The organism is Anoxybacillus sp. B2M1, assembly GCF_001634265.1.
Classification (GTDB): domain Bacteria; phylum Bacillota; class Bacilli; order Bacillales; family Anoxybacillaceae; genus Anoxybacteroides; species Anoxybacteroides rupiense.
On the sequence record NZ_CP015435.1, the window covers coordinates 2818700 to 2836475 of the forward strand.

18 protein-coding genes are annotated in these 17776 nt (G+C 45.4%); 15 read left to right on the forward strand and 3 right to left on the reverse strand.

Features of this window, described 5'->3' with window-relative positions:
• Positions 1-3: 3 nt before the first annotated feature.
• The 6 genes from nuoN (at position 4) to GFC28_RS13770 (ending at position 6636) form a co-directional block, all read left to right on the forward strand.
• Complete coding sequence (gene nuoN, locus GFC28_RS13745) at positions 4-1512, forward strand: NADH-quinone oxidoreductase subunit NuoN (protein ID WP_044741565.1); 1509 nt, start codon at positions 4-6, stop codon at positions 1510-1512.
• A gap of 279 nt (positions 1513-1791) precedes the next feature.
• Complete coding sequence (locus tag GFC28_RS13750) at positions 1792-2028, forward strand: DUF1146 family protein (protein ID WP_044741566.1); 237 nt, start codon at positions 1792-1794, stop codon at positions 2026-2028.
• 123 nt (positions 2029-2151) lie between these two features.
• Positions 2152-2904 (forward strand): YwmB family TATA-box binding protein, encoded by a 753-nt coding sequence (locus GFC28_RS13755; RefSeq protein ID WP_044741567.1) that lies wholly within the window; start codon positions 2152-2154, stop codon positions 2902-2904.
• 31 nt (positions 2905-2935) lie between these two features.
• The gene (murA, locus tag GFC28_RS13760) at positions 2936-4240 is read left to right on the forward strand and encodes a UDP-N-acetylglucosamine 1-carboxyvinyltransferase (RefSeq protein ID WP_044741568.1); all 1305 of its coding nucleotides are present in this window, start codon (positions 2936-2938) and stop codon (positions 4238-4240) included.
• 196 nt (positions 4241-4436) lie between these two features.
• Positions 4437-5471 carry a stage II sporulation protein D gene (gene spoIID, locus GFC28_RS13765; protein WP_044741569.1) on the forward strand — a complete coding sequence of 345 codons (1035 nt, stop codon included), beginning with the start codon at positions 4437-4439 and terminating at the stop codon, positions 5469-5471.
• A 238-nt stretch (positions 5472-5709) separates the two neighbouring features.
• A complete protein-coding gene (locus tag GFC28_RS13770; RefSeq protein WP_044741570.1) occupies positions 5710-6636 on the forward strand; it encodes a stage II sporulation protein SpoIIQ in 927 nt (308 codons plus the stop codon).
• Positions 6637-6772: 136 nt separating this feature from the next.
• Here the strand turns inward: GFC28_RS13770 and GFC28_RS13775 are convergent, their stop codons facing one another.
• Positions 6773-7246 (reverse strand): BsuPI-related putative proteinase inhibitor, encoded by a 474-nt coding sequence (locus GFC28_RS13775; RefSeq protein ID WP_044741571.1) that lies wholly within the window; start codon positions 7244-7246, stop codon positions 6773-6775.
• A gap of 257 nt (positions 7247-7503) precedes the next feature.
• On the opposite strand from GFC28_RS13775, the gene spoIIID reads away from it, so the two are divergent.
• The 7 genes from spoIIID (at position 7504) to GFC28_RS13810 (ending at position 11955) form a co-directional block, all read left to right on the forward strand.
• Positions 7504-7761 (forward strand): sporulation transcriptional regulator SpoIIID, encoded by a 258-nt coding sequence (gene spoIIID / locus GFC28_RS13780; RefSeq protein ID WP_027407999.1) that lies wholly within the window; start codon positions 7504-7506, stop codon positions 7759-7761.
• Between the two features lie 116 nt (positions 7762-7877).
• Positions 7878-8879, forward strand: a complete 1002-nt coding sequence (locus GFC28_RS13785; protein ID WP_044741596.1) for a rod shape-determining protein — start codon at positions 7878-7880, stop codon at positions 8877-8879.
• A gap of 116 nt (positions 8880-8995) precedes the next feature.
• On the forward strand, positions 8996-9832 hold the full coding sequence (locus tag GFC28_RS13790; RefSeq protein WP_044741572.1) for a flagellar hook-basal body protein: 837 nt from the start codon (positions 8996-8998) through the stop codon (positions 9830-9832).
• A gap of 24 nt (positions 9833-9856) precedes the next feature.
• Positions 9857-10705: a flagellar hook-basal body protein gene (locus GFC28_RS13795; protein WP_044741573.1), complete on the forward strand. Its 849-nt coding sequence runs from the start codon at positions 9857-9859 to the stop codon at positions 10703-10705.
• Positions 10706-10721: 16 nt separating this feature from the next.
• Entirely contained in the window at positions 10722-10964 is a 243-nt protein-coding gene (locus tag GFC28_RS13800) for a DNA-directed RNA polymerase subunit beta (RefSeq protein WP_044741574.1), read from the forward strand.
• A gap of 106 nt (positions 10965-11070) precedes the next feature.
• A complete protein-coding gene (gene fabZ, locus GFC28_RS13805) occupies positions 11071-11508 on the forward strand; it encodes a 3-hydroxyacyl-ACP dehydratase FabZ (protein WP_044741575.1) in 438 nt (145 codons plus the stop codon).
• A gap of 99 nt (positions 11509-11607) precedes the next feature.
• The gene (locus tag GFC28_RS13810) at positions 11608-11955 is read left to right on the forward strand and encodes a hypothetical protein (RefSeq protein ID WP_044741576.1); all 348 of its coding nucleotides are present in this window, start codon (positions 11608-11610) and stop codon (positions 11953-11955) included.
• 241 nt (positions 11956-12196) lie between these two features.
• Here GFC28_RS13810 and GFC28_RS13815 read toward each other — a convergent pair whose 3' ends face one another.
• Entirely contained in the window at positions 12197-13261 is a 1065-nt protein-coding gene (locus GFC28_RS13815) for an LLM class flavin-dependent oxidoreductase (RefSeq protein ID WP_044741577.1), read from the reverse strand.
• 510 nt (positions 13262-13771) lie between these two features.
• Between GFC28_RS13815 and GFC28_RS13820 the strand changes: the two genes are divergently transcribed.
• On the forward strand, positions 13772-14629 hold the full coding sequence (locus GFC28_RS13820; RefSeq protein WP_044741578.1) for a Cof-type HAD-IIB family hydrolase: 858 nt from the start codon (positions 13772-13774) through the stop codon (positions 14627-14629).
• A gap of 187 nt (positions 14630-14816) precedes the next feature.
• Here GFC28_RS13820 and GFC28_RS13825 read toward each other — a convergent pair whose 3' ends face one another.
• Positions 14817-15851 carry a substrate-binding domain-containing protein gene (locus GFC28_RS13825; protein ID WP_044741579.1) on the reverse strand — a complete coding sequence of 345 codons (1035 nt, stop codon included), beginning with the start codon at positions 15849-15851 and terminating at the stop codon, positions 14817-14819.
• A gap of 775 nt (positions 15852-16626) precedes the next feature.
• Between GFC28_RS13825 and GFC28_RS13830 the strand changes: the two genes are divergently transcribed.
• Positions 16627-17694 (forward strand): BtaManbiosPhlase, encoded by a 1068-nt coding sequence (locus tag GFC28_RS13830; RefSeq protein ID WP_044741580.1) that lies wholly within the window; start codon positions 16627-16629, stop codon positions 17692-17694.
• Positions 17695-17776: the final 82 nt, after the last annotated feature.

Genomic DNA, 17776 nt, shown 5'->3' on the forward strand with positions numbered 1-17776 from the left:
GACATGAGTTGGGACACACTTATGCAATACAAATGGGGAATCATGACGCCGGAATGGATCATTCTTGGCGTGGGAATTGCTCTCTCGCTCATCGACCTATTGATGCCGAATGATAAAAGCCGTCGGCCCCTTGGCTGGTTTGCGTTTGTTGGGGTGATCGTAGCGATCGTGTCGCTTGTGGCTCTCCTTCCTGTTCATACAACCACTATTTTGAATGATTCGTTTCGTCTTGATTCGTTCGGCAAGGCTTTTAAGTTGCTTTTATTGTTTGGTGCGGCGTTCGTGCTTCTGTTATCCATTGATTATCAGCCGCGCGAGGGCATGAAATACTATGGCGAATTCTATTATTTATTCTTAACCGCTTTGCTCGGTGCGATGGTGATGACATCAAGCGGCGATTTGATCACATTGTTTGTCGGCTTGGAGCTTTTATCGATTTCCTCCTATATTTTGGCCGGATTGCGAAAGGCGCATTCTTTGTCCAACGAGTCAGCGCTCAAATATGTGATTAATGGCGGGATTTCTACTGCCATTACCCTGTTTGGGATGAGCTATGTATTTGGTCTAACAGGCTCCACGAATTTGAAGAAAATCGGAATGCAGCTCAGTACACTGCAAGATAGCGGCCATCAATATGTATTGGCTCTTGCGTTTTTGTTGCTGTTGGTCGGTCTTTCATTCAAATTGTCATCCGTGCCGTTTCATATGTGGGCTCCTGATGTCTATCAAGGAGCGCCAACGCCAGTCACTGCTTTTTTAAGCGTTGTCTCGAAGACGGCAGGGTTTGTCATCGTCTTGCGTTTGTTTATTACCATATTTGCTGCTGCTCCTGCACAAGGAAAAGATCCATCCTCTATGCTGTTGTCGATGCAGGATTATATCGCTTTTTTGGCGGGAGCGACCATGGTGATTGGCAATGTGATCGCTTTAAAACAGCGTAATATCAAACGGTTATTTGCTTACTCAAGCATCGCCCATGCAGGTTATATATTAGTGGGGTTTGCTTCCATGTCTTGGATGATGATTGACTCGATTTGGTTTTATTTAGCTGCTTATTTGCTGATGAATTTAGGGGCGTTTGCCGTGTTGCAGATCATTACAGATCAATCGGGATCGGAAGATATTAGCCAGTTTGCGGGCTTATATCGGCGTCATCCTCTTTTGGCGGTATTGATGGGAATTTTTATTCTATCTCTGGCTGGAATCCCTGGAACGGCCGGCTTCATTGGAAAAGTGCATATCTTTTTAGGAGCATTTGCGACGGATCCTGCTCACTATGTTTTAGCATCCGTGATGGTGGCGGCCACGGTTGTTTCCTACGTGTATTATTTCGGTTTATTTACACAAATCTTCTTTCGCCCGGCTGCTGTTCACGAACCGATCAAGCTGCCGATTGGCGCTGCTCTTGTCGCCCTTATTTGCGCGGTTGGCACGCTCGTTTTTGGCGTGCTGCCGGGGATGGTCTATCACTTTTTAGACCAGTTTCAACATTTTGATGATTTTTTGCATTAATATTACAATAAAGGAGGATGTACTCCCTGAGATTGTAGACAAAGTCAACATAGACTTTGTCTACAATCATTTTAATCTTCTTCATGGATGGAACGCTTGACAGGCAAGGAACGCAGCTGAGTGAAGAAGGGGAGTTCATGAGCGGACGATCGCGGCCTATGACGCAGGATAAAAGCGTTTGTCAACAAGTCTGGAGAGGTTAGAAGTAAGGAACTGTCAAGCTTTACACGCACAGGCGGGCGCTTTTCGCTTTTCTATATGAGAAAGGAGTAACTGGAGATGATGGTAGGAGTAGGACAACAAGCTTTGTTAAGCATTATTTCCCATCTTGTGTTTATGGCTATTACATGGTGGGTACTGCAAGGAGTACATATTGAAAAGCTCTTGAAGCCGAATCGCATCATTCAAGCTCGCTTATTTTACATACTATTGACCATTGCGATCGGTTCGACGGTCAGCAATTTTTTCCTTGATTATTTTCTTTGGTCGAAGCAATTGCCATTCCTTTTTCAATAAAGAAGAGGCGTTGCGTTTTTTGTCAAAAAGGAAAAAATCTCTTTGTGATTTTGTCGACCGTTTTTGTGTATGTTCACTTCCAATCTGGCAACAATAAAAGCTAAGGAGAGGAAGTGAAACGGGATGATAAAGAGAAAAAATATGATCATGCTGGCAATGGCATTTGCCGTACTCATGATCATGTATCAATATTCTATCGGTGAAGCAAAGGGGAATGAGCCGCTACAAGAAATAAGAACAATGGCTCATGTTTTACAAGAAAATGGTGCGTCGATCCAACAGTGGACCATTTACACAAGGGAGTATGCCCAAGTTATTGAAAATGATTCAGCGTTTTTAAAAAAAGCCAATGAATTAAAGCGAAAATTCCCAGCGTTTCGCTGGGTGATGGAATCAGATCAGCATGTTCAGAAAGTGACAGGCACGTATGAACATTCCTCCATGCAAGAAAAAATTCAACTCGTTACTACCGTTGCAAATGAAAAGCCCCAAACGTATATCCTCTATGAGCTAAAAGGATTTGGTTGGAGCGAACAAGTATGGGAAAAAATCAGTAGCAGCATCAGACAAAAGTCATCTAAACTCTTTATGAAACAGCCGGTATTTTTCTCTTGTGTAAAAGGGGAATTCAATGATAAGATGGAAGGTGTTTTGTTAAAACAAGCTTACCATCTTTTACATGAATTCAACGCAACGCCTGTTGAGGCGCTTAAGGAAGGGACGTTTGTTTCCGTATCTGCATATACTGGGCAGTGGGAGAACGTTCTTCCAACCAAAACACATCCAATGAATATTCAGCTAGCTCTCAGACAGACAGGATTGGGCGGTCAGACGACTGTTGTCGTTGGAACCCCAATTATTACAATTGAATATTAATATAGAGAAATTGGACGCGGAGGGGAATACCTTGGAAAAAATCATCGTCCGTGGCGGGAACCGGTTGAGCGGCACTGTGCGAGTAGAAGGAGCAAAAAATGCCGTTTTGCCTGTTATCGCTGCAACTTTATTAGCAAGTGAAGGCAAAAGTGTAATTCATGATGTTCCTGCTCTCTCCGATGTATATACAATCAATGAGGTGCTGCGTTACTTAAACGCAGAAGTCAGCATGGAAGGAAATCAAGTGACTGTAGATGCATCCCGAGAGCTCAAGTTAGAAGCCCCGTTTGAATATGTGCGTAAAATGCGAGCCTCTGTTCTTGTGATGGGACCGCTGCTTGCGCGAAACGGCCGGGCTCGCGTCGCGTTGCCGGGCGGCTGTGCGATTGGTTCGCGCCCGATTGATCAGCATCTAAAAGGATTTGAAGCGATGGGCGCTTCTGTCAAGGTTGGCAATGGCTTTATTGATGCAGAGGTAACCGGGCGGCTGCGCGGAGCGAAAATTTACTTGGATTTTCCGAGCGTTGGAGCGACGGAAAATATCATGATGGCCGCCGTATTGGCTGAAGGAACCACAGTGATTGAAAACTGTGCGAAGGAACCAGAAATCGTCGATTTAGCTAACTTTTTGAATGCGATGGGCGCAAAGGTAAGAGGAGCCGGTACCGGAACGATTCGAATTGAAGGAGTTTCTGAATTGCAAGGGGCTGTGCATACCGTGATTCCGGATCGGATTGAAGCAGGTACGTTTATGGTTGCTGCTGCGATTACAGGTGGAAATGTTTTGGTGCAAGGAGCTGTTCCAGAGCATTTAAGCTCATTAATAGCGAAAATGGAAGAAATGGGTGTGACCATTATCGAAGAAGAAAATGGCCTTCGTGTGATCGGTCCCGAAAAGCTGAAAGCAGTTGATATTAAAACCATGCCGCACCCAGGTTTCCCGACCGATATGCAATCGCAAATGATGGCCTTATTATTGAAAGCCGAAGGCACAAGCATGATTACCGAAACGGTATTCGAAAATCGTTTTATGCATGTAGAAGAATTTCGCCGGATGAATGCGGACATCAAAATTGAAGGACGCTCGGTCATTATGAATGGCCCTTGCCGCTTGCAAGGGGCAGAAGTAGCGGCGACTGATTTGCGCGCTGCCGCTGCGTTGATTTTGGCAGGACTTGCGGCTGAAGGGTATACGCGCGTGACGGAATTAAAGCATTTAGACCGCGGCTATGTCCGTTTCCATGAAAAGCTGGCGGCTCTTGGCGCAGACATCGAGCGTGTTCGTGAACAGGAGTCCACAGTGAATGAAGAGAAGCTAACGGACTTGAATATTTGAAGCAAAAAACGACCGTCAGCTACAGCTTACGTAGTGAAAGGTCGTTTTTATTTTTGACGGAAATCGACATCGGACTGTTGTCAGCTTCGTTCAAACAATTTGTCATATATACTTGTCCAAGCCCATACATTATGTAATAACGAGCACGCAAGCAGCTGCTTGCGCTTGAAAATTGGATATTGGAGGGCTCGGGAAAATGAAACGTGTAAAACTACTAATCGTACTAGCTTCTCTATTATTGATTGTGGTTCTGCTGATCCCGACACTGCTCGTCATTCCATTTACCGACAAGGTAGACGGAACGTTGGCGGAGGAGCTTCGAAAGCAGTCCATTTCTACAGAGCAAGAAAAGCCGAAAGGTACAACAGGTCCTCATGTGGAGGTAGCGGTATATCGGAGCAAGGAGAAACAAATCGAGCATATTCCGCTTGAACAGTATGTCATCGGTGTTGTCGCAGCTGAAATGCCTGCTGATTTTGAATTAGAAGCACTCAAGGCGCAGGCGTTGGCAGCAAGAACGTATATTGTCAAGCAGATGTTGAACGATCAGCCGATTAGCCTGCCAAAGGGAGCAAATGTGACGGACACGGTCATGCACCAAGTTTATTACAGCGACGATGAACTTAAACGGCTATGGGGAGCCGATTATAAGTGGAAAATCAAGAAAATCACAGAAGCTGTTCAAGCGACAGAAGGACAGATTGTCACGTACAATAACGTTCCTATCGAGGCGTCTTTTTTTTCCACAAGTAACGGGTATACAGAAAACTCAGAAGCCTATTGGGGGAATGCTTTTCCGTACTTAAAGAGCGTAGCGAGTCCCTGGGATAAAGATTCTCCCAAATTTTATAATCAAACAGCGATGTCCGTTTCCGAATTTGAACAAAAGCTAGGTGTGACGCTTCCGAAAGACGGTTCAGTCGGTAATTTGCTAGGACGTACACCAGGAAAGCGAGTCGAGGCTGTTCAAATCAATGGAAAAAAACTGACAGGAAGAGAAGTGCGAGAGAGATTAGGATTAAAATCAACCGACTTTACGTGGATGCGCAAAGGAAACGAGATTATCATCACCACGAAAGGGTATGGACATGGAGTAGGCATGAGCCAATATGGGGCTAATTTTATGGCGAAATCAGGGAAAACATATGATGAAATTATCAAATATTACTACCGCGGGGTAAGCATTTCTTCTGCGACTGCCTTTTTAAACAAATTAACCGCGAAAAAATAAACCATCGATTCGCATTCAAAGCCTAAAAAGATCCATTCATTTGCGACTCATTCATGGGTGAATGGGTCTTTTCTTTTTGGTGTTGATCGCATAGACGAAACGGTTTCGGCTTCAGGTTTACAGAGCTTCTTTTTTTATGTATAAAAAGCGATTCTTTTCAAAAAATAAACGAAAAAAATGTTTTTTGATGTATAGATTTTCCTCTTTCTGTTCAAAATGGTTGCTGAGGTGATGAACAATGAGAGAGGAAGAAAAGAAACAACCTTCTCCAATGAAACCAAGTTTAAAACGCGTGTTGCGCAAGCGTTGGGTATTTCCTGCTGTATATTTAACGAGTGCCGCAGTGATTCTAGCCGGAGTGCTTTGGTTCCAAAGCAATCATGATGAGCAGTCGCAAAAAGATGAATATGAATACAGCCAAGATGCTCCAGGAACTTCTTATAACGAGAACGACTCCATTCCGGTCAACGAATCTGTCGAACACATCTCAATGCCAGTCCTTGATCCGAACGCTGTCGAAGTCAAAACGCCTTTTTATGATTATGCCGCATCGAAAGAAGAACAAGAAGCAGCTCTCGTCTTTTATAATAATACGTATTATCCAAACCACGGCATTGACCTTGTAATGAAAGACGGAAAAGAGTTTGAGGTGACCGCTTCTTTAAGCGGGACAGTGACAACAGCGAAAAAGGATCCGATTTTAGGCTATGTGGTAGAAATCGATCATGATAATGGCGTGGTAACGGTTTATCAATCATTAGCCGATCTACAAGTAAAAGAAGGCGACACCGTGAAGCAAGGTGAAGTGATTGGGAAGGCCGGACAAAGCCAGTTTAACCAAGAAGCGGGCACTCACGTTCATTTCGAAATTCGTAAAGATGGAAAAACGGTCAATCCGCTTGACTATGTAGACAAGCCTGTGACATCCTTAACGGAATCCAACGCAGCGGAACAAAATGACAAACAGCAAACAGAAAATCAATCGGAAAACAATCAACTAAATAACCAATCTCAAAGCGACCAGCAAAATAATCAGGCACCAAGTGAACAAAACCAAAGCGAACAATCACAATCTAATGACCAATCAACAACAGATGAGAATAGCACGAATCAAGATTCTTCTTACAAAACGCCTGATTCCTCAATCGGAATGGCACGAACATAAGGGAAAGGCCGTCTGAACCGCTCTCTTTTGATTCGATGAAATATCTCCTTTGTTACCACGATCATGGGCGGCGAAGAGGAAGCGAGCAGATGGCACGAAATAAGCGGTACGAGCGATGAAATCGCCGTACCGCTTTTTAGTTGACAGAAAAAGTAATGGTCGCTTTCGCCTCAGGCCATTGCGGGTCAGCCAACCACCACGTAATGGTATACTGTCCTTTTGGAAGCGGAGGCAATAGGTTGCGAAATGATAGTTCTTCCCCTTGCTTGAGAATGCGTTCCTCATATACGGGAGTAAACATTTTCTCATCACTGAATTGGAAAAATTTTTTTCCGTTGCGATACAAGATGTAATCGTATGTTTGGCTGCTTGTAAATGTCACCTTTTGTTCACGCTCTGTTTGATTTTTGACGCTAAATATGAAAAGATAGCGCCCGTTTTGTTTTTGATAAGTCAACGATGGCTCAAGTGTGCCGGCGACGATGCGATGCTTTGGACCTTCCTCTCGCTGTTTGGCGATAGAGGGGATTGCCTCATTCCAAAGCGTCCATGCGATGCTTAGGATCAGGATGGACAGCAGCACACCAATGGCTTTTTTCTGCAGATTCATCTTTTCACCGCCTTTTTAGTTGATTTAATTATGTTATTCCCCATCTTATTGCAAAAAAATAGCATATCTGTACCATTTCCTTAATAAAATGTTACAAACTTATCAACTAACGGGAGTGTTTGAGGTGGGGATCGTCCATAACAGCAGGAATAAAGCCTAGGATGCTTTCGAATTGAACAAGAAGAAGTGCTTTTGATCAACCACGAAGCGAGTCTCATTTCACACTTCTCACATCCAATTTAGGGAGGGCGAGTGGTGTGCACGATTACATCAAAGAGCGTACTATCAAGATTGGAAAGTATATCGTGGAGACGAGGAAAACCGTTCGCGTCATCGCGAAAGAATTTGGCGTTTCCAAAAGTACCGTTCATAAAGACTTAACAGAGCGGCTTCCAGAAATTAATCCGGAGCTTGCCAATGAAGTCAAAGAAATTCTCGATTATCATAAATCGATTCGTCATTTGCGTGGGGGGGAAGCAACGAAGAAAAAATATAAGAAAGAAACGATTCAATAAATCTGGGTCTTCCTTGCTTTCAAATTTCGTAAAAATAGTATCAGTTTCCTATCTTCCTATGATAAAATAATCAATTAGGAGTAATTCGATGGATTGAAGCAAGGAGGAACCTAATGATGTTTGCGAGAGATATCGGTATTGATCTCGGTACAGCGAACGTATTAATTTACGTAAAGGGCAAAGGGATCGTGCTGAACGAGCCGTCCGTTGTGGCAATTGATACGAATACGAACAAGGTATTGGCGGTTGGGGAGGAAGCACGACGAATGGTAGGGCGTACCCCTGGGAATATCGTTGCCATTCGGCCGCTCAAAGACGGTGTCATTGCCGATTTTGACATTACCGAGGCGATGCTAAAACATTTCTTAAACAAGCTTGATTTAAAAGGATTTTTTGCGAAACCGCGCATTCTAATTTGTTGCCCGACGAATATTACTTCTGTCGAACGAAAGGCCATTAAAGAAGCGGCAGAAAAAAGCGGCGGCAAAAAAGTGTATTTGGAAGAGGAACCAAAAGTCGCGGCGATTGGCGCTGGCATGGATATTTTCCAGCCGTACGGCAATATGGTCGTCGATATTGGCGGTGGCACAACCGATATCGCCGTTCTTTCGATGGGAGATATCGTCACCGCCTCTTCGATTAAGATGGCGGGGGACAAGTTTGATATCGAAATTTTAAACTATATCAAACGGACGTACAAGCTATTAATCGGAGAGCGAACGGCTGAAGAAATTAAAATGAAAGTGGCAACTGTATTCCCAGGTGCACGCGCAGAAGAAATCGATATTCGCGGCCGTGATCTTGTTACAGGATTGCCGCGTACGATTACGGTTCGTTCAGCTGAAATTGAAAAGGCGCTGCATGAGCCGGTTGCTGTCATTGTCCAAGCGGCCAAAAGTGTTTTAGAGCGTACGCCGCCTGAATTGTCGGCAGACATTATCGACCGCGGAGTGATTTTAACGGGCGGAGGCGCGCTTTTACACGGAATCGATCAGCTGTTATCCGAAGAATTAAAGATACCGGTATTAGTGGCCGAAAATCCAATGGATTGTGTAGCCATCGGAACCGGTATTATGCTCGACAATATCGATCGCGTGCCGAAGCGAAACTTTGTATAACGGCATGCTATACGCGAATAGGTAGTGTTTTTCTTCACGGTACCTATTCGCTTTTTCATTGGTTTGGCGTATAATAGGAGGTAAGTATGGACATTGAACAAATGAGGTGACAATCGTTGTTGCGCGGATTTTATACAGCCGCTGCCGGCATGCTAGCTGAGCAGCGCCGAGTGGAGATGCTAACAAACAATATCGCCAATGCCAATACGCCGGGGTACAAGGAAGACGAGGCCGCATTGCGCGCTTTTCCAGAGCTGTTGCTTTCACGGGTGCAGGAAACGACGACGCCAACAAGCGATCCCGCTTCACGGCTTCATCGTTCTCCGGTCGGCTCTATTCATACAGGCGTCTATATGCAGGAACTCATTCCGAATTTTTTGCAAGGGGATGTGAAAGAAACGGGGCAGCCTACCGATATCGCGTTAGTGGATGGGACGGTTCCGATCGATGCGCAAACGGGGATGAAGGGTTCGCTCTTTTTCGTTGTCCAAAACGCCAATGGCGACATCCGTTATACAAGAAACGGCAATTTTACGCTTGATGCCGAAGGCTATTTAACGACAAATGAAGGCTATTATGTTCTTGATGAAAATAATCAGCGCATTCGTTTAAACGGAACGGATTTTGCAGTCGCTCCCGATGGAACGATTACGGAAAATAATGCTCGTGTCGCTCGCTTGAATGTGGCCTTTGCTGCTAATCCGAATACGGTTGTGAAAGAAGGAAACGGATTATTCCGCAACGATAATGGACCGCTGCCAAGCGCTGTCGACAATCCCAATGTTACATATGAATTGAAGCAACGTTTCCTCGAACGGTCCAATGTTGATGTCACTCGTGCGATGACTGATATGCTCTCAGCTTATCGTTCATTTGAAGCCAATCAAAAAATCTTGCAAGCATATGATCGAAGCATGGATAAGGCGGTAAATGAAATTGGCCGCCTCAAATAACGAGAGAGAAGAGAGGTAGGGCTTATGCTGCGTTCGATGATCACAGCCGCTAACACGATGAATCAGCTTCAACAGCAGCTGGATGTCATCAGCCATAATATCACCAATAGCAATACACCGGGATTTAAGCGCCGTGAAACGAATTTTTCTGAGCTGCTCGTTCAGCAATTTACCAATTTGCCAAATGATCAAGCGAACCGCTTGACTCCTGCTGGTGTCCGCCGCGGTGTCGGCGCCAAGCTGGGTGAAACGAATCTTGTGCTAAAGCAAGGCGCCTTGATGCAAACAGGCCGTCCGCTAGATGTCGCCTTTGCTAAAGAAGGGCAGTTTTTTCGCGTTCTCATCAATCATCAAGATGGGACAAGCACGATTGGCTATACACGGGATGGGGCGTTTTACTTGAGTCCATCAGAAGCGGATTCAAATGAGCTTATGCTTGTGACAAGCGACGGGTATCCGGTTCTTGATCGAAACAATGAACCGATTCTTGTTCGCGACGACTTTCAAAAGATAACGATTACGAATACAGGCACAATCCAAGTCACAGACGCGAACGGAAATGTGTCGCAAACTGTAGAGCTAGGCGTAACGAACATTTTGCGTCCGCAGCTATTGCAGTCTATTGGCGATAATTTATTGGCATTCCCGGATTTGGCGCAGCTGGGGGTAGGAGAAGCTGATGTGGCACAGGATATGATCGGGAACATGCGTTCACAAATTCATCTTCAACAAGGAGCGCTTGAGCAATCCAATGTCGACTTAGGAACGGAAATGACCGATTTGATGCTGACTCAACGCTCCTATCAAATGAATGCGAAGTCCATCTCCATTTCGGACCAAATGCTTGGACTGATTAACGGAGTCCGCTCATAATGAGGGAGATGAAGCGATGGATGAACAACAACGTCAGGAAGAAAAGCAACCGAAGCGGCGCTGGAGACGGTCCCGCACTCGCCTGTTTCCGATTTGGCTCCGTCTTTTGCTTGTGCTCGTGTTGGTGGTGATCAGCACGGCTGCTGGCGCCATGATTGGCTATAGCGTTCTTGGCGATGGCAAGCCGCTTGATGTGTTAAAGCCGGCGACATGGCAGCACATCGTCGAGATTGTGACAAAGGATGTGAACAGCAAGTAGCCGTTACGCTAAACGGTATCTGCTTATGAATATACGGTCTCGCGCGCGGCTTGTGCTGCGTTTTTATAGATGTCAAGGAGCAGAGAAAACCAAAGGAGGCATATAGATGTTTGATATCCAGCAAATTCAAGAAATCATCCCGCACCGTTACCCATTTTTATTAATCGATCGAATTTTAGAGGTTGAAGAAGGAAAGCGGGCCATCGGTTTGAAAAATGTCAGTGCGAATGAGCACTTTTTTGCCGGCCATTTTCCTGAATATCCGGTGATGCCGGGCGTTCTTATTGTCGAAGCGCTGGCGCAGGTTGGAGCTGTTGCGCTGCTGATGAAAGAAGAAAATCGCGGCCGTCTCGCTTTTTTTGCCGGAATCGACAGCTGCCGATTTAAAAAGCAGGTCAAGCCGGGCGATCAGCTTCGCCTAGAAGTCGAGATTATCCGCAGCAAAGGGGTCATCGGCAAAGGACGCGGCATTGCGACAGTGGATGGAGAAATCGTCTGCGAAACAGAAATCACCTTTGCCCTTGGCGAAAAGAAAGACGCGTAAATCGACCATTCATGCATGAAATTCTCCTTTCTGGACAAGATAAGCAAAGATGGGTCTGAAACAGACTTACCAATGATCAACAGAAAGGAGAAAAGAATGATGAAGAGACAAGCTTTGCTTATTCGGCTGTTTAGTGTATTGGTCGCCATGGCGCTTGCAACAGGATGTAATGCCAACCGCGACAACGATACGCAAAATCCTCCGCCACCGGCCAACAATGAGACAAACGATATCCAAGATCGAGATGTGAATCCGGCAGACGACATCAACCAAAACGATGATGTCGATAATGATAACAACGTGCCGAACCATGATACCAACCCATTGCCTCCTGGCGATGATACAAACAATGGACCTGGCGATGACGAGAACGATACCGTTCCGGATCCAGAAGATGCCGTTGAAGACCCTCAGGATACCAACGACAGAGACAATCGAGATGAATAATCGAAAAACCGCCTCCTCAGGGCGGTTTTTTGCTGAAAGAGATGGAGCAGCTGACGTAACTTAACATATGAGAATATTAATATCTCAATGGATCGGATAGCTAAACAACACGCTTCACAGAACCGCAAGCGGGTTTGGAAAACAGCGCTGTTCAGAGCTTTTGTGTTGGCGTGTGGAAGGCCCATCGCCGCCTGCTTTTGACCGCGAGTATTGGCGAGTGTCATTGGCTCTATAGCTGGATTTAGATCGTTTCTTCTTTCTGCTCCGCTTCCCAGCGGTCAATTTCCTCACGAACGATAGGCGCTACTTCTTTTCCAAGCAATTCAATCGCTTTCATGACATCTTCATGCGGCATGGAGCCAACCGGTACGTGGAGCATAAAACGCGTAATTCCCACATTTTTGCGGAGAAAAATAATTTTTTCCGCTACGGTTTTCGGATCTCCCACATATAAGGCCCCCTCCAGTCTTCGGGCCGCATCAAATGTTTCCCGAGTGTATGGAGCCCATCCGCGTTCTCTTCCGATGACATTCATGGCATACTGGGTGGACGGGAAAAATTTTTCCGCAGCGATATCCGTATTCTCCGCGATAAACCCATGAGAGTGCGAAGCAACCGTTAATTTCGCCGGATCGTGGCCATGTTGTTTCGCCGCTCGCTTATACAACTTCACAAGTGGCGCAAAATGCAGCGGGCTGCCGCCGATAATGGCCAAAACGAGCGGCAAACCGAGCATGCCGGCGCGAGCGACCGATTCCGGCGTTCCGCCGCTGGCAATCCAGACAGGCAGCGGATTTTGCACAGGGCGCGGATAAACGCCTCGATGTTGAATGGCTGGCCGAAATTTTCCGCTCCAGGAGACTATTTCTGATTCGCGAATGTTTAACAGCAACTCCAGCTTTTCGTTGAAAAGCTCGTTGTAATCTTCTAAGTCATAGCCAAACAGCGGGAAAGATTCAATAAAAGACCCCCGTCCTGCCATGATTTCCGCCCGTCCGTTTGAAATCGCATCGACGGTTGAAAATTGTTGGAAGACTCGAACGGGATCATCAGAAGACAAGACGGTGACGGCGCTTGTCAGGCGAATGCGCTTGGTCAATGCGGCCGCTGCCGCTAAAATAGTAGCTGGACTCGAACTGGCGTAGTCTTTCCGATGATGCTCTCCCACTCCGAAAACATCAAGCCCGACTTGATCAGCCAATGTAATTTCCTCAATTACTTCCCGGATCCGTTCGGCATGGCTGATCGTCTTGCCCGTATGGACATCCGGGGTTGTTTCAACAAATGTAGTGACACCTATCTCCATTTTTTATCCCTCGCTTATGTTCTGTATAGTCTGACATTATCATAGCAAGCGTCTCAGCTCAAATAAATCACCTTGTTTGCTCTTCCCTCCTTGTCTGCCAAGTGTTTTTCAGACAACCGAACTCGTTCGTACGTGGCGGGATGTATAAATTGGCAAGAGGATGATTTGAGAGCGTTTTTGATGGTTGCCGTTTCTTTTGTCTTGGTGTCATTTTTTTCGCCGTTCATTCCATCGCTGGACGGACCGCTTTTCATGGCTTGGTTTGAAGCATTCATGGGCTTGCGGGAGCCTCATGATTGGCACGATTGAGCCAAACGCGATAAAATGAGAGCATCACCATAAGCTGTAGGTAGCCAACCGTGAGTATCGTGAAGCATGGCTGATAGTTTGATAGGATTGGATTTCTGCTTTTGCTTAAGCAAGGCTTGGCATTCTTATATGAGATCATGAATGACATCTGTTGGTGAGATTGGATGAACGAAAAGATAGGAAAGGCGTGAGAAATAAACGATGAAATTAATAGCGATTGATATGGATGGAACGCTGTTAAACAGCGCAGGAAGGGTAACCGCTGAAAATGAGGCAGCGATCAAGCAGGCACAAGCTCAAGGGATCGAGGTGGTCATTGCGACGGGGCGCACGTATTATACAGCCAGCGGTCCGTTAAGAGAAGCGGATCTTCGCGTTCCCATCATTTGTTTGAATGGGGCTGATGTCCGCGATCAGGATGGACGGCAGCTGACGCGTATCCCGCTTGACGCTTCGTTGTTTCTTGAAGTCGATCAAGCATGCCAAGAGCACGGCGTCCACTTGGAAGTATGCACGAATGAAGGCATTTATTCCAAAAGCAAGGAGAAATCGTTGCAAATCCGGCTGGATATCGCTCAGAGCGCGAACGAACAGGCGGATGAGGGGCGTGTAAGGCGGCAGTTTGCCGATTATATCGCTTCCGGGTATCTGCGTTGGACGGATCACTTTCAGCCATTGTTGGACCGCGGGATTGACATCTATAAGCTTCTCCTTTTTTCCTTAGATCAAGAAGCGCTCGCCCATGTTAAGCACACATTTATAGCATGTGAAGCGCTTTGTGTTACATCGTCTGCCCATCACAATCTTGAAATCAATCATCGCGATGCGCAAAAAGGGATCGCGCTCGAAAGATGGGCGGCAAAACGAGGAATCGATATGAGCGAGGTCGTGGCGATTGGCGACAATTTAAACGATCTTTCGATGCTGCAAAAAGCGGGGAGAAGCGTCGCGATGGGCAATGCGGAAGAAGAAGTGAAGCGCATCTGCCATTGGGTTACTAAAACAAACAACGAACACGGCGTGGCTTATGCGATACGTGAAATGCTCCAAAATGTCTAAGGGCGTTGGGAAGGGCTGCAAGCGATCGAAGCTGAGTGGCCTGGTTTGTTTTTCTTCTCAGGAAGCCCCACTTTTAAGCATGAACATACAGTGGCATTTGCGAAAGTGGGAGATGCATGGCGGTCACAGAACGTGAATGTCTGTGACCGCAATACATACCGTTTCAAGGCAGAGATTTTTTGAAAGATTAACTGCTTTTATTCACGATTTGCTTTGGAGCCGGAGCGGTCGATTCCCGTTTAATCAGCTTGGAAGAAAGCAGCATCTCCTGGAATGGCTCGTGGGGATGCTCCATTCTCCAGAAAAGCTGTTCGACTGCCCGTTTCCCGTAAAGCTCTAGGTCAATATCGACCGTTGTTGTTTTCGGAGTTGAAATTTTTGATAATTGTCCATTATCGTAGCTGCATATGGATGCTTGCTCTGGAACGAGAATCCCTTGCTGTCTCAAGCCGGAATTGACTAAAAACCCGAGTCCGTCGTTGACGCAAAACCATGCGGTCGGCTGCTGCTTCAATTGGCGGATATAGCCGAGGATCGTCTCTTCCTTTTCTTCGGCATCTGTAAAAAGAAACGCCGGATTCGGTTCCATCCCATAATCTCTGAGCGCGAGCAAATATCCTTCGTACCGTTCTTCATAGCTTGGCGAATAATCAATATCGCCGACAAACGCAATATCGCGATGGTTTAATTCAATCAGATGCTGAACGGCGACATAGGCGCCAAAACGATTGTTCGTGAGTACCGCATCGGCATGAATATTGGGATGATGGTGATCGACGAGAACGGTCGGAATGCCCGTCGAAATCACTTTGTTGATATAGTCTGTGCTGATGTGGGAAAGAATTAAAACGCCATCGACCGTTTTGTTTTCAATAAACGTCGGCAGGATGAGCCGGTCTTTTTGTTCTTGATGAATCGATTGGATATGCAAATGCATGCCGCGTTTTAATACTTCTTTTTCAATGCTTAAATAAATTTCGCCAAAAAAATTTTTAAATGAAAAGGCGCGGTCAGAGGCAATCAACCCGATGTTTCCCGTCCTTTTTTGGCTGGCTTGCTTTCGAGAGTCAGGATATTGATACCCCATTTCTTTCGCTACACGCATCACAAGCTCGCGCGTTTCTTCACTGACTCCATCTTTCCCTCGAAGCGCCTGCGAAACAGAATTTTTCGATATGTTTAACCGATCTGCGATATCTTGCATCGTAACTTTCTTTTTCATTTTTCACACCTACTATCTTTCTGCAGTTTAGCGATACACACGCGGGCCATTCACCTTGCTGCGATGGGAGGGCATCAATCATGACCTGTTCACTTAAACCAAGAGCCAAGTGTAGGAGCCTATTGATGATTTCATTCAAATTGCTTGATTTTTAGCTGTTCCATCCGCTGGACATGTTGATCCATCATGCTCTTCTCGAACAATGAATGCTTTGCGGACAGATGGTTTGGCCCGCTCTCTCTTGTTCGAGGGAAGAGGCGGAAAAGCTGGTGTTCCCTCAGGTCATTCTACGCTTTTCATCAAATAATCGCTCACCAACATGTATTAAAAACGGATAGGATGGTTGTCATTCATTATTATAAGCCGGAAAGCGGCTGACAGCTATCCTGCAATTTGTCATCGTCCTCTAGTAAGGAAAGGAGTCGTTTGTAAATAAAAAAATAACATAAATGACCTAACATTACAATAATTATTAATAACGTTACAATATTATTTGTAATGGTAAGAAAGTCTATTATATAAAATAAAAGTTCATTCGTAAAATTCATAAAAAAGTATTGACGAGCAAAATAAAAGGTGAAATAATTTATTGAAAGATTACAAAAATAAAGTAATCAATTACAAATCGTTTTGTAACGTTACAAATAATCTCTTTACTTTTTGTTAAGCGCTTTCATTTTCTTGGGTTATGAATGTGTTTCCCAGTCGCCGTTGGTAGAGGAAAAAAGCTGTTATGACCGTGTATCAATGATCATCAGTTTGGAGGAATGGATATATGAATGTTTATCGCTTTCCGGAAAACCCGCTTATCACCCCAAAAGATGTGAAACCTTTTCACGATCATCATGAGGTGATAGGGGTATTTAATGCAGGAGTCGCTAAATACAATGGGGAATTTTTGCTGCTGCTTCGGGTGGCCGAACGACCAATCAGCCAAGACGCTCAGCTTGTCAAAGCACCCGTCATTGATTTTTCAAACGGCGAAGGGAAGTTAAAGGTGATTGAACTGCATAAGCAGGATGCCCGATTTGATTTTTCTGATCCTCGTGTCATTGCCTATAAAGATTCTGCGCGCGGAGTCGCTTATTTAACATCGATATCGTATATTCGCATTGCCCGCAGCAAAGATGGGCGTCATTTTACGATTGATGACAAGCCGTTTATTTATCCGGAAACCAAACGGGAAGCATGGGGAGTAGAAGACCCGCGCGTCACGCAAATTGGCGATACGTATTACATTCAATATAGCGCGGTATCGGCAGAAGGAATTGGCGTCGGGCTCGTCTCCACAAAGGACTTTGTCACTTATGAACGATTAGGATTGATGCTTCATCCAGAAAATAAAGATGTCGCGATTTTTCCTGAAAAAATTAACGGAAAGTATTACGCCTTGCATCGTCCGGTACCAAGAGGAATTGGCAGGCCGGAAATTTGGATTGCGGAATCGGATAATTTGCTGTACTGGGGAAACCATCAATATTTGTTGGGGTTGAGCGAGGACGGCTGGGATAATGGCCGGATTGGCGGAGGGGCCGTTCCGTTTAAGACGGATAAGGGATGGTTGGAAATCTATCATGCTGCGGATCGGCATGACCGCTATTGTTTGGGGGCATTGCTTCTTGATCTGAATGATCCGACTAAAATTCTTGCAAAAACAGAGGAGCCGATTTTAGAACCGCAAACCGATTACGAAAAAAACGGGTTTTTTGGCAATGTGGTCTTCACTTGCGGGGCATTGTTGGAAGGAGATAAAGTGATCATTTATTATGGCGCGGCTGATGAAGCGATTGCGGGGGCCGAGCTCAGCTTGAACGAAATGATGGAAAAGTTAGTTTACATGTAATCAAGTCTCTCATTCTCGCGAATGGATCCATGGTGAAAAAGGCAACTCTTTTTGTTGTCTTTTCCATTATAAAATTTTAGTT

What these genes read in the sequence shown, in the direction of transcription:
- nuoN (WP_044741565.1), top strand. Translation starts at nt 4, where the DNA reads ATGAGTTGGGACACACTTATGCAATACAAATGGGGAATCATGACGCCG.
- GFC28_RS13750 (WP_044741566.1), top strand. Translation starts at nt 1,792, where the DNA reads ATGATGGTAGGAGTAGGACAACAAGCTTTGTTAAGCATTATTTCCCAT.
- GFC28_RS13755 (WP_044741567.1), top strand. Translation starts at nt 2,152, where the DNA reads ATGATAAAGAGAAAAAATATGATCATGCTGGCAATGGCATTTGCCGTA.
- spoIID (WP_044741569.1), top strand. Translation starts at nt 4,437, where the DNA reads ATGAAACGTGTAAAACTACTAATCGTACTAGCTTCTCTATTATTGATT.
- GFC28_RS13770 (WP_044741570.1), top strand. Translation starts at nt 5,710, where the DNA reads ATGAGAGAGGAAGAAAAGAAACAACCTTCTCCAATGAAACCAAGTTTA.
- GFC28_RS13775 (WP_044741571.1), bottom strand. Translation starts at nt 7,246, where the DNA reads ATGAATCTGCAGAAAAAAGCCATTGGTGTGCTGCTGTCCATCCTGATC.
- GFC28_RS13785 (WP_044741596.1), top strand. Translation starts at nt 7,878, where the DNA reads ATGTTTGCGAGAGATATCGGTATTGATCTCGGTACAGCGAACGTATTA.
- GFC28_RS13795 (WP_044741573.1), top strand. Translation starts at nt 9,857, where the DNA reads ATGCTGCGTTCGATGATCACAGCCGCTAACACGATGAATCAGCTTCAA.
- GFC28_RS13800 (WP_044741574.1), top strand. Translation starts at nt 10,722, where the DNA reads ATGGATGAACAACAACGTCAGGAAGAAAAGCAACCGAAGCGGCGCTGG.
- fabZ (WP_044741575.1), top strand. Translation starts at nt 11,071, where the DNA reads ATGTTTGATATCCAGCAAATTCAAGAAATCATCCCGCACCGTTACCCA.
- GFC28_RS13810 (WP_044741576.1), top strand. Translation starts at nt 11,608, where the DNA reads ATGAAGAGACAAGCTTTGCTTATTCGGCTGTTTAGTGTATTGGTCGCC.
- GFC28_RS13815 (WP_044741577.1), bottom strand. Translation starts at nt 13,261, where the DNA reads ATGGAGATAGGTGTCACTACATTTGTTGAAACAACCCCGGATGTCCAT.
- GFC28_RS13820 (WP_044741578.1), top strand. Translation starts at nt 13,772, where the DNA reads ATGAAATTAATAGCGATTGATATGGATGGAACGCTGTTAAACAGCGCA.
- GFC28_RS13825 (WP_044741579.1), bottom strand. Translation starts at nt 15,851, where the DNA reads ATGAAAAAGAAAGTTACGATGCAAGATATCGCAGATCGGTTAAACATA.
- GFC28_RS13830 (WP_044741580.1), top strand. Translation starts at nt 16,627, where the DNA reads ATGAATGTTTATCGCTTTCCGGAAAACCCGCTTATCACCCCAAAAGAT.